The 15,198-nt window shown below is 52.9% G+C and carries 10 protein-coding genes; 7 read left to right on the top strand and 3 right to left on the bottom strand.

The genetic code is table 11. The features are described 5' to 3' along the window. Positions 1 to 170 precede the first annotated feature (170 nt). The 5 genes from zapE to sspB all read left to right on the top strand — a co-directional run bounded on the left by zapE (position 171) and on the right by sspB (position 3,867). The gene (gene zapE / locus AACH44_RS18750) at positions 171 to 1,316 is read left to right on the top strand and encodes a cell division protein ZapE (protein ID WP_261849067.1); all 1,146 of its coding nucleotides are present in this window, start codon (positions 171 to 173) and stop codon (positions 1,314 to 1,316) included. Between the two features lie 236 nt (positions 1,317 to 1,552). Then, a complete protein-coding gene (rplM, locus tag AACH44_RS18745; protein WP_005975488.1) occupies positions 1,553 to 1,981 on the top strand; it encodes a 50S ribosomal protein L13 in 429 nt (142 codons plus the stop codon). Between the two features lie 15 nt (positions 1,982 to 1,996). After that, entirely contained in the window at positions 1,997 to 2,389 is a 393-nt protein-coding gene (rpsI, locus tag AACH44_RS18740) for a 30S ribosomal protein S9 (protein WP_107170748.1), read from the top strand. Positions 2,390 to 2,716: 327 nt separating this feature from the next. Next, positions 2,717 to 3,358: a stringent starvation protein SspA gene (gene sspA / locus AACH44_RS18735; protein WP_005975503.1), complete on the top strand. Its 642-nt coding sequence runs from the start codon at positions 2,717 to 2,719 to the stop codon at positions 3,356 to 3,358. Between the two features lie 5 nt (positions 3,359 to 3,363). Further along, positions 3,364 to 3,867: a ClpXP protease specificity-enhancing factor gene (gene sspB / locus AACH44_RS18730; RefSeq protein WP_261849068.1), complete on the top strand. Its 504-nt coding sequence runs from the start codon at positions 3,364 to 3,366 to the stop codon at positions 3,865 to 3,867. A gap of 73 nt (positions 3,868 to 3,940) precedes the next feature. Here the strand turns inward: sspB and AACH44_RS18725 are convergent, their stop codons facing one another. The 3 genes from AACH44_RS18725 to gltB form a co-directional block, all read right to left on the bottom strand. Beyond that, positions 3,941 to 4,714 carry a (S)-acetoin forming diacetyl reductase gene (locus AACH44_RS18725; RefSeq protein WP_261849069.1) on the bottom strand — a complete coding sequence of 258 codons (774 nt, stop codon included), beginning with the start codon at positions 4,712 to 4,714 and terminating at the stop codon, positions 3,941 to 3,943. 260 nt (positions 4,715 to 4,974) lie between these two features. Beyond that, positions 4,975 to 6,393, bottom strand: coding sequence for a glutamate synthase small subunit (locus AACH44_RS18720; RefSeq protein ID WP_261849070.1), 1,419 nt, complete (start codon positions 6,391 to 6,393; stop codon positions 4,975 to 4,977). 9 nt (positions 6,394 to 6,402) lie between these two features. Then, positions 6,403 to 10,863: a glutamate synthase large subunit gene (gltB, locus tag AACH44_RS18715; protein ID WP_261849071.1), complete on the bottom strand. Its 4,461-nt coding sequence runs from the start codon at positions 10,861 to 10,863 to the stop codon at positions 6,403 to 6,405. Between the two features lie 651 nt (positions 10,864 to 11,514). On the opposite strand from gltB, the gene AACH44_RS18710 reads away from it, so the two are divergent. After that, complete coding sequence (locus AACH44_RS18710; protein ID WP_261849072.1) at positions 11,515 to 12,444, top strand: TIGR01212 family radical SAM protein; 930 nt, start codon at positions 11,515 to 11,517, stop codon at positions 12,442 to 12,444. Between the two features lie 106 nt (positions 12,445 to 12,550). Further along, the gene (arcB, locus tag AACH44_RS18705; protein WP_261849073.1) at positions 12,551 to 14,920 is read left to right on the top strand and encodes an aerobic respiration two-component sensor histidine kinase ArcB; all 2,370 of its coding nucleotides are present in this window, start codon (positions 12,551 to 12,553) and stop codon (positions 14,918 to 14,920) included. Positions 14,921 to 15,198 lie beyond the last annotated feature (278 nt).

Raw genomic sequence — 15,198 nt, 5'->3', positions numbered from 1 at the left:
AATAATAGCCACTATAACCGTTAACCTTGCCCGAGTGGAATCCTGATGCTTGATGACTGAGGGGAATGTTGACCTACCGCAGACATCAAGGTTGTTAACTGCGACGATTACGGCTTAAATCGACGGCAACACACAGTAAAACACGACTAACTTTTTTCTCAGGGATTGCGATGGCTACTTCACAGACAACACGGCAGCGAACAACCCCCTTGTCGCTTTACCAGCAGGCGCTTTCTGCCGGTGCGTATCAACCGGATGAGGTTCAGCAGCAAACGGTTGTGCGTCTGGACGCGATACATCAGGCGCTATGTGAACGTGCTGCTGATGCGGGGGCATCCGATCGCGTCGGGAAATGGCGTCGCTGGCTGGGGCGACGTAATAAACGGGAATCTGCGCCGGTTCAGGGGCTGTACATGTGGGGCGGTGTCGGACGAGGTAAAACCTGGTTGATGGATATGTTTTTCCACAGCTTGCCCGCTGAGCGTAAGATGCGCCTGCACTTTCATCGTTTTATGCTGCGTGTGCATGAAGAACTGAACCAGTTTCAGGGACAGGAAAATCCGCTGGAGAAAGTGGCCGATGGTTTCAAAGCTGAAACGGATGTGCTGTGCTTCGATGAATTTTTCGTCTCTGACATCACCGATGCGATGCTGCTGGCTGAGCTGCTGCGAGCGCTGTTTGCCCGTGGTATTGCACTGGTCGCGACGTCGAATATTCCACCGGACGATCTCTATCGCAATGGATTACAGCGCGCCCGTTTTCTTCCTGCAATTGAGCTGATTAAACAGCACTGTGAAGTGCGTAATGTCGATGCGGGTATCGATTATCGTTTGCGTACGCTGACACAGGCACACCTTTACCTCTCGCCGCTGAATGAAGAGACGAATGCCGCGATGCAGCAGATGTTCACCCGCCTGACCGGGAAAAAATGGCAGACGCCAGGGCCTGTGTTAGAGATCAATCATCGTCCGTTAACGACACTTGGCGTGAGCGACGGTGTGCTGGCGGTCGATTTCCACACGCTGTGTACAGAGGCGCGGAGCCAGAATGATTACATCGCGCTGTCACGCTTCTACCACACGATGCTGTTGCACAATGTGACGGTGATGGAAACGAAGGAAGAGAACACCGCCCGCCGCTTTCTGGCATTGGTAGATGAATGCTATGATCGCCGCATTAAGCTCATTATCTCTGCGCAGGCACCGATGTTTGATCTCTATCAGGGAGAGCACCTGAAATTTGAATATCAGCGCTGTTTATCCCGTTTGCAGGAAATGCAAAGCGAAGAGTACCTACGGCAACCGCATTTGGCGTAACACAGGCTGCGGTTTTTCGTCATTTGCGTGTGAAAAAAGGTCGATTTTTAAGAATCACTTCTCTATAATCTTGCGACCCCACGTTACAACAAAGTTTTTTTCCCAAAAACTTTATAGTGCCGGCAATGGCTATTCGAAGGGGTAGGTTTGCTGGACTTGATGGTCGTGTGAGCCTCAACTGTTTTCGAGCGTTTGGGTGTTCACCAACGTGTAACTAATTATTGGGTAAGCTTTTAATGAAAACTTTTACAGCTAAACCAGAGACCGTAAAACGTGACTGGTACGTTGTTGATGCGAACGGTAAAACTTTAGGCCGTCTCGCTACTGAACTGGCTCGTCGTCTGCGCGGCAAGCATAAAGCGGAATACACCCCGCACGTTGATACGGGTGATTACATCATCGTTCTGAACGCTGACAAAGTTGCTGTAACTGGCAACAAGCGTACTGACAAGATTTATTATCATCACACCGGTCACATCGGTGGTATTAAACAAGCGACCTTTGAAGAGATGATTGCCCGCCGTCCTGAGCGTGTGATTGAAATCGCGGTTAAAGGCATGCTGCCGAAGGGCCCGTTGGGTCGTGCTATGTTCCGTAAACTGAAAGTTTACGCGGGCACTGAGCACAATCACGCGGCACAGCAACCGCAAGTTCTGGACATTTAATCGGGATTATAGGCAATGGCTGAAAATCAATACTACGGCACTGGTCGCCGCAAAAGCTCCGCCGCTCGCGTGTTCATCAAACCGGGCAACGGTAACATCGTTATCAACCAGCGTAGTCTGGAACAGTACTTTGGTCGCGAAACTGCCCGCATGGTAGTTCGTCAGCCGCTTGAACTGGTCGACATGGTTGGGAAATTGGATCTGTACATCACCGTTAAAGGTGGTGGTATCTCTGGTCAGGCTGGTGCGATCCGTCACGGTATCACCCGCGCTCTGATGGAGTATGATGAGTCTCTGCGTGGCGAACTGCGTAAAGCAGGTTTCGTTACTCGTGATGCTCGTCAGGTTGAACGTAAGAAAGTCGGCCTGCGTAAAGCACGTCGTCGTCCTCAGTTCTCCAAGCGTTAATTTCTGGCTGCTTTGCAGCGAAATCAATGCGAAAAACCCGGTGCTTGTCACCGGGTTTTTTATGCCTAAAAATAAATTTCCTCGAAATATACGCTTTACTTTCCGTATGTTAACGATGAAATTGTGCTTATACCCCCACAAAACGAACAAAATCTGATAAGCTACTCGCCGATTTTATGCCCGTGTGCCAACTGTCGTCGCTGTTTGAAATGGCGTATTTTTTCAGGTGATGTTTACACATTGGCGAGCAAAATTTCGAATAGCGGTTTGCAGATCCCCCATTGCACGGCTATTCGCCGTATTTTCTCGATAAACTTGGAGGTTTTCATGGCTGTCGCTGCCAACAAACGTTCGGTAATGACGCTGTTTTCTGGTCCATCCGACATTTTTAGCCATCAGGTCCGCATTGTATTGGCGGAAAAGGGTGTGAGTGTCGAGATTGAACAGGTGGACATGGATAATCTGCCTCAGGATCTTATTGACCTCAACCCCTACGGTTCTGTACCGACATTGGTCGATCGCGAACTGACGCTCTATGAATCACGTATTATCATGGAGTACCTGGATGAACGTTTTCCTCATCCGCCGCTAATGCCTGTCTATCCGGTTGCGCGCGGTAATAGCCGCCTGATGATGCATCGCATTGAGAGCGACTGGTATTCTTTATTGAAGAAAATTACGCATGGCAGCGCTCAGGAAGCGGATGCGGCACGTAAGCAATTGCGTGAAGAATTGCTAGCTATTGCCCCGGTGTTTAATGAAGCGCCTTATTTCATGAGTGAAGAGTTTAGCCTGGTGGATTGCTATCTGGCTCCGCTGCTGTGGCGTCTGCCGCAGTTAGGTATTGAACTGAGTGGTTCGGGCGCGAAAGAGCTGAAAGGCTATATGACACGCGTCTTTGAGCGTGATGCGTTCCTTGCTTCCCTGACGGAAGTGGAACGTGAAATGCGTTTGCAAACCCGAGGTTAAACCGTATGGCGTTGTCTCAACTGTCTCCGCGTCGTCCGTATTTATTACGGGCCTTTTATGATTGGTTGCTGGATAACCAATTAACGCCTCATCTGGTTGTCGATGTCACTCTGCCGGATGTTATGGTGCCGATGGAGTTCGCCCGTGACGGCCAGATTGTGCTGAACATCGCTCCGCGCGCTGTTGGCGGCCTTGAGTTAGCTGATGACAGCGTTCGCTTCAATGCTCGTTTTGGCGGTGTACCGCGTCAGGTTTATGTGCCGATGGCGGCAGTAATGGCGATTTATGCACGCGAGAACGGGGCTGGGACGATGTTTGAGTCCGAACCTGCTTACGAAGCCGCAGGCGAACATGAAGACTTTCAGGACGGCGCGCCCGCTTCAGGGGCGGTCATGTCGATTGTCGATAGCTCGCCTGATTCTGAAGCACCTGAGGATGGTTCGGATTCTGATGACGAACCGCCACAGCCACCTAAAGGTGGCAGACCGTCGCTACGGGTCGTGAAGTAATTTGTTTCTAAGGGCACCTTTGCGGTGCCCTTTTCTCTATCTGTACGACTTCATGCTACGGTTAGTCAGTGTGTTAATTGAACACCATTCCGCCATCAATGAGCAACGACTGTCCTGTCATATAGTCGGAATCGTGGCTGGCCAAATAAGACACGCAGGCAGCGACATCTTCTGGCTCTGACAGGCGACCCAGTGTGATGCGTTTGGCGAACTCTTCCGTTGCATATCCACGCGGTTTCCCTGCTGATTCAGAGATCTTCCGATCGATTTCATCCCACATTGGCGTTTTTACGATACCCGGACAGTAGCCATTGACCGTGATGCCCAGCGGCGCTAAATCGCGTGCGGCAGTTTGCGTTAAGCCACGAACCGCGAATTTGCTTGAGCTGTAGACGGCGAGCTCAGGGTTGCCCACATGCCCAGCCTGCGAACAGGCGTTGATAATTTTGCCGCCGTGACCCAGAGATTTGAAGGCATCGAGCGCAGCCTGAATTCCCCAGATCACACCTTTGACGTTGATGTTATAAACGCGATCGACAACGTCTGGCGTGATGTCTTCAATCAGGGTTGAAGGGGCAACACCGGCGTTATTGACGATGACGTTAAAGTCACCAAAGCGCTCTTTGGTTGCGGCGACAGCAGCGAAAACGGCCTCACGATCCGCGACGTCTGCCTGTAGTGCGATGGCCTGCCCGCCGGATTTTTCGATTTCCTGCGCCACACTGCGTGCGGTTTCTTGGTTATAGTCCACGATGGCGACGGCAAACCCGTCCTTCGCCAATCTGAGTGCAATCGCGCGGCCAATCCCCTGACCAGCCCCTGTTACAAGTGCCACTTCGGTTGTCATATTTACTCCTTAATGAAATCCAATATCAATAAAGACAAGTAAATGCCGAAGATAAGTGTACGCTTTTATCGTGATGCCGAAGGATTTATTACGAAAAGTTCTTTAAAACGAAGTGGAAAGATAAAGCGTTTATTAGCTTATCTGGTGTGAAATTTTAAAGAAAGAGAGTGGGTGTTGCTATTGGTTGCTAACCGGCGCTTCAGGTAAAGCCGAAAAAGAAAAGGGCAGCCAGCGCTGCCCTTAAGAGACGAGGTGCGTTTCTACACTTCCAGATAGTTCATGATGCCGTCAGCGGCTTTACGGCCTTCTGCGATGGCTGTCACCACCAGATCGGAACCACGTACCGCATCGCCGCCTGCAAAAATTTTCGGGTTGCTGGTCTGGAACGCGTTATCGCAGCTTTCCGGTGCAACAATACGGCCTTGATCGTCCAGCTTGACGTCATGTTCTGCCAGCCACGCCATTTTGTGCGGACGGAAGCCGAACGCCATGATGACCGCATCGGCTTCCAGAACATGCTCGGAGCCCTCTACGATTTCAGGACGACGACGGCCGTTGGCATCCGGTGCGCCCAGCGCGGTACGCGCCATTTTCACGCCGCATACTTTGCCCGCGCCATTGATCTCGACGCTTAACGGTTGCAGGTTGAACTTGAACTCGACACCTTCTTCACGCGCGTTTTTCACTTCGCGCTTGGAACCCGGCATGTTCTCTTCATCACGACGATAGGCACAGGTAACATGCGTTGAACCCTGACGAACCGAAGTACGCACGCAGTCCATCGCGGTGTCACCACCGCCCAACACCACAACGCGTTTACCCTGCATGCTGATGTAAGGCTCATCAATTGCGGCTTCAAAGCCCATCAGTTGCTTGGTGTTGGCAATCAGGAACGGCAGCGCATCGTAGACGCCCTGAGCATCTTCATTGTCCAATCCGCCACGCATAGACTGATAGGTACCGACGCCGAGGAAGACGGCATCGTATTCGTCCAGCAGCGCCTTCATCTGCACGTCTTTGCCAACTTCGGTATTCAGACGGAATTCGATTCCCATTTCGGAGAAAATTTCACGACGTTTTACCATCACCTCTTTTTCCAGCTTGAAAGAGGGAATACCGAAGGTCAGCAAGCCGCCGATTTCAGGGTGACGATCGAAAACCACAGCCTGTACGCCACTGCGAGCCAGCACGTCGGCACACGCCAGCCCAGCCGGACCCGCACCAATGATGGCGACGCGTTTGCCGGTTGGTTTGACGTTGGCAACGCTCGGCTTCCAGCCCATTTCTATCGCTTTATCATTGATATAGCGTTCGATGTTGCCGATGGTGACCGCGCCGAACTCATCATTCAGCGTACAAGATCCTTCACACAAACGGTCCTGCGGGCACACGCGACCGCAGACTTCCGGCAGGCTGTTGGTTTGGTGCGATAACTCAGCCGCTTCGATAATACGGCCTTCGTTCGCCAGCTTCAGCCAGTTCGGGATGTAGTTATGTACCGGACATTTCCATTCACAGTAAGGGTTACCGCATGACAGGCAGCGATCTGCCTGTGCTTTGGACTGGCTTTCTGAGAATGGTTCGTAGATCTCAACAAATTCAATTTTACGAATCTTCAGCGGTTTCTTGGGCGGATCAACGCGCTGTAAGTCGATAAACTGGTAAACATTCTGACTCATGATGACCTCTTACTGCGCCTGAACCCGCAGCTCGGCTGCGGAACGACTACGGTGACCCAACAATGCCTTCACATCACTTGACTTCGGTTTCACCAGAGCAAATTTCGGTGCCCAGGTCGGCCAGTTAGCGAGGATCTCTTCTCCGCGGTGTGAACCGGTATTCTGCACGTGCTCGGTGATCAGGCCACGCAGATGCTCTTCATGAATAGCCAGTTCTTCGACATCCAGCACTTCCACCAGTTCCGAGTTAACGCGTTTGCGGAATTCACCGTCTTCATCCAGCACGTAGGCGAATCCACCGGTCATCCCTGCGCCAAAGTTCACGCCAGTGCGACCCAGCACGCAGACGATACCGCCCGTCATGTATTCACAGCCGTTATCGCCGATGCCTTCTACCACGGTGATACAGCCGGAGTTACGTACGGCGAAACGCTCACCAGCACGGCCTGCGGCAAACAGCTTACCGCCGGTAGCGCCGTAGAGGCAGGTGTTACCGATGATGCTGGCTTCGTGGCTGCGGAAGGCGGAACCCACCGGAGGACGTACGGAGATGCTGCCACCCGCCATGCCTTTGCCCACGTAGTCGTTGGCATCGCCAGTTAATTTCAGCTCTAGTCCGCCTGCGTTCCAGACGCCAAAGCTCTGTCCTGCGGTACCGGAGAAGTGCGCTTTAATCGGATCGCCAGCCAGCCCTTGATCGCCATGTTTCTCGGCAATCGCACCGGACAGCGTCGCGCCGACGGAGCGATCGGTGTTGCGGATATCGAAGTAGAGCGCTTTGCCCTGTTTCGCATCGATATGCGGCTGCGCCTGAGCCAGCAGCTCTTTGTTCAGCAAGCCTTTATCGAACGACAGATTGCTTTCCGTGCAGTACAGCGCCTTGCCCGGCTGAGGCTGTGCGGCGTGCAACAGCGGCGACAGATCCAGCTTGTTCTGTTTCGCACTGAAGCCGTCCAGCTCAACCAGCAGGTCGGTACGACCAATCAGGTCCACCAGACGGCTGACGCCCAGTTCTGCCATCAACACACGAGTTTCATGCGCGATGAAGTGGAAGTAGTTGGTTACACGCTCAGGCAAGCCGTGGTAGTGATCGCGGCGCAGCTTCTCATCCTGCGTTGCAACGCCTGTCGCACAGTTATTCAGGTGACAGATACGCAGGTATTTACAACCCAACGCCACCATCGGTCCAGTGCCGAAGCCGAAGCTTTCCGCGCCCAAAATCGCTGCTTTGACGATATCCAGACCCGTTTTCAAGCCACCGTCCACCTGAAGGCGGATTTTGTGGCGCAGGCCGTTGGATACCAGAGCCTGCTGCGTTTCAACCAGCCCCAGTTCCCACGGACAGCCCGCGTATTTTACGGAGGACAGCGGACTGGCACCTGTGCCGCCATCGTAACCGGCGATGGTGATCAGGTCGGCATATGCCTTGGCAACGCCCGTGGCGATAGTCCCGACGCCCGGTTCGGACACCAGTTTGACCGAAATCATCGCTTTCGGGTTAACTTGCTTCAGATCGAAAATCAGCTGTGCCAGATCTTCGATAGAGTAAATATCGTGGTGCGGCGGGGGTGAAATCAGCGTCACGCCCGGCACGGAATAACGCAGTCGGGCAATGTACGGCGTGACTTTATCACCCGGTAACTGACCGCCTTCGCCCGGCTTCGCGCCCTGTGCCACTTTAATCTGAATCACATCGGCGTTAACCAGATAGGCTGGCGTCACACCAAAGCGACCAGAAGCAACCTGCTTGATACGGGACACCTTATTGGTGCCGTAACGAGCGGGATCTTCGCCGCCCTCACCGGAGTTAGAGAAACCGCCCAGTCCGTTCATCGCTTCAGCCAGCGATTCATGCGCTTCGGGGCTGAGTGCACCGATGGACATGGCCGCGGTATCGAAGCGTTTGAACATTTCAGAGGCCGGCTCAACGCTGTCGATCGCGATAGCCGCGCCTTCTTGCGGTTTCAGTGCCAGCAGGTCGCGTAAGGTTGCTGCTGGGCGCTCGTTAACCAGTTTGGCGTATTGCTCGTAATCGCTGTACTCACCGGATTTCACTGCGGTTTGCAGCGTAGTGACAACATCCGGGTTGTAGGCATGGTATTCGCCGCCGTGAACAAACTTCAGCAGACCGCCCTGTTCCAGCGTTTTGCGCTTCAGCCAGGCACGTTTGGACAGGTTCAGCAGGTCTTGTTCGAAGTCGCTGTAGTTTGCCCCACCGATGCGGCTGACGACGCCCAGGAAGCATTGCGTCGACACATCTTTATGCAGACCCACGGCCTCAAACAGCTTGGAACAGCGATAAGACGCAATCGTCGAGATGCCCATTTTGGACATAATCTTGTACAGGCCTTTATTGATGCCATTACGGTAGTTCAGCATCACAGTACGATAAGGTTTGTCGATGGTGTGGTTATCTACCATCCGCGCCAGCGTTTCGTAGGCGAGGTAAGGGTAGATAGCCGTGGCACCAAAGCCTAACAGCACGGCAAAGTGGTGCGGATCGCGCGCACTGGCGGTTTCCACAATGATGTTGGCATCACAGCGCAGGCTCTTTTCTACCAGACGGCGCTGAACGGCACCCACGGCCATCGGCGCAGGGACAGGCAGGCGAGATTCGCTAATGCCACGGTCAGACAGCACCAGCAGAACGGCACCGTCTCTGACCTTGCTTTCTGCTTCGTCACACAGTTTCTCGATGGTCTGTTGCAGCGTTTGCTGCGACGGATCAAACGTCAGATCCAGCGTGTCGGCGCGATAGTGCAGTTCATCCTGTGACGTCAACTGTGTGAAGTCGGAGTAAAGCAGGATCGGCGATTTAAAGCTCAGACGGTGAGCCTGGCCTTCCGCTTCACAGAAGACGTTCATTTCACGACCAATGCTGGTCGCCAGCGACATCACATGCGCTTCACGCAGCGGATCGATCGGCGGGTTGGTCACCTGCGCGAACTGCTGGCGGAAGTAGTCATAAATGATGCGTGGACGGCTGGACAGCACGGCGAACGGCGTGTCGTCACCCATGGAACCGGTCGCTTCCTGACCATTTTCACCCAGCACACGGATAACCTGATCCAGCTCTTCGCTGCTGTAGCCGTACTGTTTCTGGTAGGTTTCCAGCAGTTCGTTGTCGAATTCACGGCTACCGACCTGATCGTCTGGCAACTCTTCAAACGGCACCAGACGCTTAACGTTTTTCTCCATCCACTCTTTGTAAGGGTGGCGGCTTTTCAGATCGTTATCGGTTTCGGCAGAGTGCAAGATGCGGCCGCTGCGGGTGTCGATTACCATCAGCTCGCCCGGGCCGACGCGGCCTTTTTCAACCACTTCATCCGGCTGATAATCCCAGATACCCACTTCAGAGGCGCAGGTGATCAGCTTGTCTTTGGTGATGACATAGCGCGCAGGGCGCAGGCCGTTACGATCCAGGTTACAGGCGGCATAGCGCCCGTCGGACATCACGATACCGGCCGGGCCATCCCACGGTTCCATGTGCATGGAGTTAAAGTCGAAGAATGAGCGTAGCTCAGGATCCATATCTGGGTTGTTCTGCCAGGCTGGCGGAACCAGCAGGCGCATAGCACGGATGATATCCATCCCGCCGCTCAGGAACAATTCCAGCATGTTGTCCAGCGAGCTGGAGTCGGAGCCGGTTTCGTTAACGAACGGTGCGGCATCCTGCAAATCTGGAATCAGTGGAGTTTTGAATTTGTAAGCACGCGCACGCGCCCATTGGCGGTTACCGGCAATCGTGTTGATTTCACCGTTGTGCGCCAGATAGCGGAATGGCTGCGCCAGCGGCCAGCGCGGCACAGTGTTGGTTGAGAAGCGCTGGTGGAACAGGCAAATTGCTGATTCCATACGCAGATCGGCCAGATCGAGGTAGAAACGTGGCAGATCCGCTGGCATGCACAGACCTTTATAGATCGTCACCAGATTGGAGAAACTACAAACGTAGAACTCTTTGTCTTCGATACGTTTTTCGATACGGCGGCGCGCCATAAACAGGCGACGTTCCATATCACGTTGGCGCCAGCCAGCCGGGGCGTTAACGAAAATTTGCTCAATACGCGGCATAGACGACAGGGCTATTTCACCCAGGACATCCGGGTTGGTCGGCACTTCACGCCAGCCCAGTACGGACAGCGTTTCATTCTGCAACTCTTCTTCTACAATCCGACGCGTAGCGCGAGCCAGTTCTTCGTCTTGATTGAGGAACATCATGCCAACGGCGTAGTTTTTGGCTAAACGCCAGCCGTGCTCTTCCGCCACCAGACGAAAGAAACGATCGGGCTTCTGAAGTAATAAACCGCAGCCGTCGCCAGTCTTGCCGTCAGCAAGGATCGCGCCACGGTGCTGCATGCGTGCGAGTGCGTGAATGGCGGTACGCACTACTTTGTGGCTCGGCTCACCTTCTATATGGGCGATTAGTCCGAAACCACAGTTATCTCTCTCTTGGGATGCATCGTACAACATATTAGTGAACCTCCCCAGGCTCTGTGTGACTCTCACAACCTACTGCGAGAAAGCACCGTGGCGTTGAGCGGCTAGTATTACGCTCTCTTCTTCGGCCTCTCGTGACGGTCTCACAAGTGGTAAATGACTTGTTTTTAGAGGGAGTCTTCATTTACTGCATAAATATGACGAGTTGTGTACCCGTCAGGAAAGCTTCCAGCGGATTTCCAAATTAGCGAGAAAGCCTGTTCAGGTCAAATACCAGTGCAAAATGTGCTGATAAGCGATAATTTTTAGTTATACGTATGAAAAATAATGATTTTTGTAGAAAAACTATCGCGAAAAATGAATATGGGATTTAATTGAAGTGTGAGCTGTATCACTATACAAAAGCGTAAGAACCCTTATCCATGCTACGTTATTTCTGCGTTGTAGAATATTCTGCTGTATATGGCTACTTTTAGATTTAATGAAACTATTTTTAAGTATTGCTTCATCTTTTCATTAAGCGAGCATGCGGGATAAGAAAAATTAATTAACACAGATGTGAGTTTATTTTCACTAAAAGCGAATAAAAATGCATTTCATTGGGATGTGTGTGATTGATCGCGGTCATCGCGAAGGGGTCGAGAGAAAGGTAGTCTGCTGTTCCTCAAGGGAGCAGGTTAGAATATGCAATTGCAAAAATTAATCAATATGTTTGGCGGAAATCTTCAACGCCGCTATGGCGAGAAGGTTCACAAGCTGACGCTGCACGGCGGATTTAATTGCCCCAACCGCGATGGCACGCTGGGGCGGGGTGGCTGTACGTTCTGTAATGTGGCTTCGTTTGCCGATGAGCAGATGCAGCAACGCAGCATTGCACAGCAGTTGGAAGCGCAGGCGGGAAAGGTGAACCGCGCCAAACGCTATCTGGCCTATTTTCAAGCGTATACCAGTACCTATGCCGAGGTTCAGGTTCTGGATAGCCTGTATCAGGAAGCGTTGAAGCAGGCGGAGATGGTAGGGCTTTGCGTGGGGACGCGCCCCGACTGTGTTCCCGATGCTGTACTGGATTTATTGTCCCGCTATCACGATCGGGGTTATGAAGTTTGGCTGGAACTCGGGTTGCAAAGTGCCTGTGACAAAACGTTGCACCGGATTAATCGTGGGCACGATTTCGCCTGTTATCAGGAAACCACCCGCCGCGCGCGCGAACGCGGCTTGAAGGTGTGTAGCCACCTGATAGTGGGGTTACCGGGAGAAGACGCACAGCGCTGTTTATTGACGCTGGAGCAGGTTATCGATACTGGGGTGGAAGGCATTAAGCTTCATCCTCTCCATATCGTCGAGGGCAGCACGATGGCGAAAGCCTGGCGAGCCGGAAGGCTGCCCGAGCTGACGCTGGATCGCTACGTGGAGACGGCGGGAGAGATGATTCGCCATACGCCGCCGGATGTGATTTATCACCGCATTTCCGCCAGCGCTCGACGTCCGACCCTGCTGGCTCCGCTCTGGTGTGAAAATCGCTGGACGGGCATGGTCGAGCTGGATCGCTACCTGCAAACGCAGGGCGTACAGGGTTCTGCGCTGGGCACGCCTTATCGGTACGATGGCGTCTGATGCGTCAAAATACGTGGGTATTTCGTGCTGTGAATCTGTACGGCAGCACCGTATAAGCCGTCATTTTACGTTATGATGCGCAGGTGGGTGACTAAGGGAAATCGCTATGAAGCAAATTCGTCTGTTGGCGCAGTACTATGTTGATTTAATGGTAAAACTGGGGCTTGTCCGTTTTTCACTGTTGCTGGCCTCGGTATTGGTGCTGCTGGCGATGGTGGTGCAAATGGCGGTCACCCTGCTGCTCAGCGGGGAAGTCGAAAACATCGACGTTGTCCGCTCCATTTTCTTCGGGCTGTTGATTACGCCCTGGGCCGTTTATTTTCTCTCCGTGGTGGTGGAACAGCTTGAAGAGTCGCGTCAGCGACTGGCGAAGCTGGTGGCAAAACTGGAAGAAATGCGCCACCGGGATCTGGAGCTGAATGCGCAGCTTCAGGAGAATATCGCGCAGCTCAATCAGGAAATCGCCGACCGTATCAAGGCGGAAGAGGCTCGCGTGCTGGTGATGAGCCGCCTCAAAGAAGAGATGTCCCGCCGAGAGCAGGCACAAATTGAACTGGAGCAACAATCTGCGCTGCTGCGTTCATTCCTCGATGCCTCGCCAGATCTGGTTTACTACCGTAACGAAGAAAAAGAATTTTCCGGCTGCAACCGCGCGATGGAGCTGTTGGTGGGCAAAAGCCAAAAGCAGCTCATTGGCCTGACGCCGCAGGATGTTTACGCCCCTGATATTGCCGAGAAAGTGATGGAGACGGACGAAAAAGTGTTCCGCCATAACGTTTCTCTGACCTACGAACAATGGCTGGTTTATCCCGATGGCCGTAAAGCCTGTTTTGAGCTACGTAAAGTGCCGTTTTATGACCGAATGGGCAAACGTCATGGGCTGATGGGATTTGGACGCGATATAACGGAGCGTAAGCGTTACCAGGACGCGTTAGAGAACGCCAGTAGGGATAAGACCACTTTTATCTCAACTATCAGCCACGAGCTTCGTACGCCGCTTAATGGCATTGTCGGGTTAAGTCGCATCCTGCTGGATACGCAACTTGACTCTGAGCAGCAAAAATACCTGAAAACTATCCACGTCAGCGCGATTACGCTGGGCAATATTTTTAACGACGTCATTGAGATGGACAAACAGGAACGCCGCAAGGTGCAACTGGATAATCAACCGATCGATTTCACGGGCTTTTTGGTGGATCTGGAAAACCTCGGCGGCCTGTTGGCGGAACCGAAAGGACTGAAACTGGTTATGGACCAGCACCAGCCTCTGCCGCAGAAAGTCATTACTGACGGCACGCGCCTGCGGCAGATTCTGTGGAACCTGCTCAGTAACGCAGTGAAATTCACGCCGAAGGGTGAGAAAGGCGAAGAAGGCGAGATTGTGGTGCGCGTCTGGCATGAAAAGGGCGATCGCCTGCGCTTTGAAGTTGAAGATTCCGGGATGGGCATTCCGGCTGATGAATTGGAAAAAATCTTCGCCATGTATTATCAGGTTAAAGATCAGCACGGTGGGAAGCCTGCAACGGGGTCGGGAATTGGTCTGGCGGTGTCGAAGCGTCTGGCACAGAACATGGGGGGCGATATCCAGGTCTCCAGCACGCAAGGCCAAGGTTCCCGCTTTACCCTAACGGTGGTGGCGCCGAGCGTTGATGAATCGGGAAGCGACCTTGAAGATGACGACGACATGCCGCTACCCGCGTTGCACGTTCTGCTGGTGGAAGATATCGAACTGAACGTGGTAGTTGCCCGTTCGGTGCTGGAGAAACTGGGTAATAGCGTGGATGTCGCCATGACTGGGCAGGATGCGCTAGATATGTTCGATCCCGATGAATTCGATCTGGTGTTGCTTGATATTCAATTGCCGGACATGACCGGGCTGGACGTAGCGCGTCAGCTACATTCACGTTACGCCAACCGCAACATGCCGCCGCTGGTGGCGCTGACGGCGAATGTGCTGAAAGATAAACGCGAATATCTGGATGCAGGTATGGATGACGTGCTCAGCAAACCGCTGTCGGTGCCTGCGCTGACGGCCGTCATCAAACAATTTTGGGATAACCACACGGTGTGGACAGAAAACCCTGTCGCTGAGGAAGGTGAGGAAATGGAAAAAGCCAAAGAAGACCTGCTGGACATTCCGATGTTGGAACAGTATCTGGATTTGGTGGGGCCGAAATTAATTCATCAGAGTCTGGAGATGTTTGAACAGATGATGCCGGGCTATCTGGCGATTTTGGATTCCAACATGACGGCGCGCGACCTGAAAGGGATTACGGAAGAAGGGCACAAAATTAAAGGGGCGGCGGGTTCTGTTGGATTACGGCATCTACAACAGATTGCCCAGCAGATTCAGACTTCATCGCTACCAGCATGGTGGGATAACGTGCAGGAATGGGTCGATGAGCTTAAGCACGACTGGCGTCATGACGTTCAGGTACTGCGTGACTGGGTAGCAAAAGCAGAAAAAGAGTCCTGATTCAGTTTGCTGTGGTCACAAGGATGTGGCGAGTAACGCGGTTAGAAACTCTTTTTCGTCTCACACGATATCATGCGAAAAGTGCAGGACGGCGTTAGATTGAGTGGTGTTTACGATTGAAGAGGGATCGAAATGTGGAGCTTTGCACGTTTTCATACGGTAGAAAAAAATGACCCCGGCCGAAGCCGGGGTGCGCGAATTATGCGCCAACACCAGGGAAAACATGCACCTGCATTTAGATCTCAGGGTTTGTAAACTCGCAAGTGCGGATATTCGTG

The sequence above is a fragment of the Pectobacterium araliae genome, from assembly GCF_037076465.1.
In the GTDB taxonomy this organism is placed as follows: Bacteria; Pseudomonadota; Gammaproteobacteria; order Enterobacterales; family Enterobacteriaceae; genus Pectobacterium; species Pectobacterium araliae.
The sequence above is the reverse complement of the archived record's forward strand: the minus strand, read 5'-3'. Positions and strand labels throughout refer to the sequence as shown.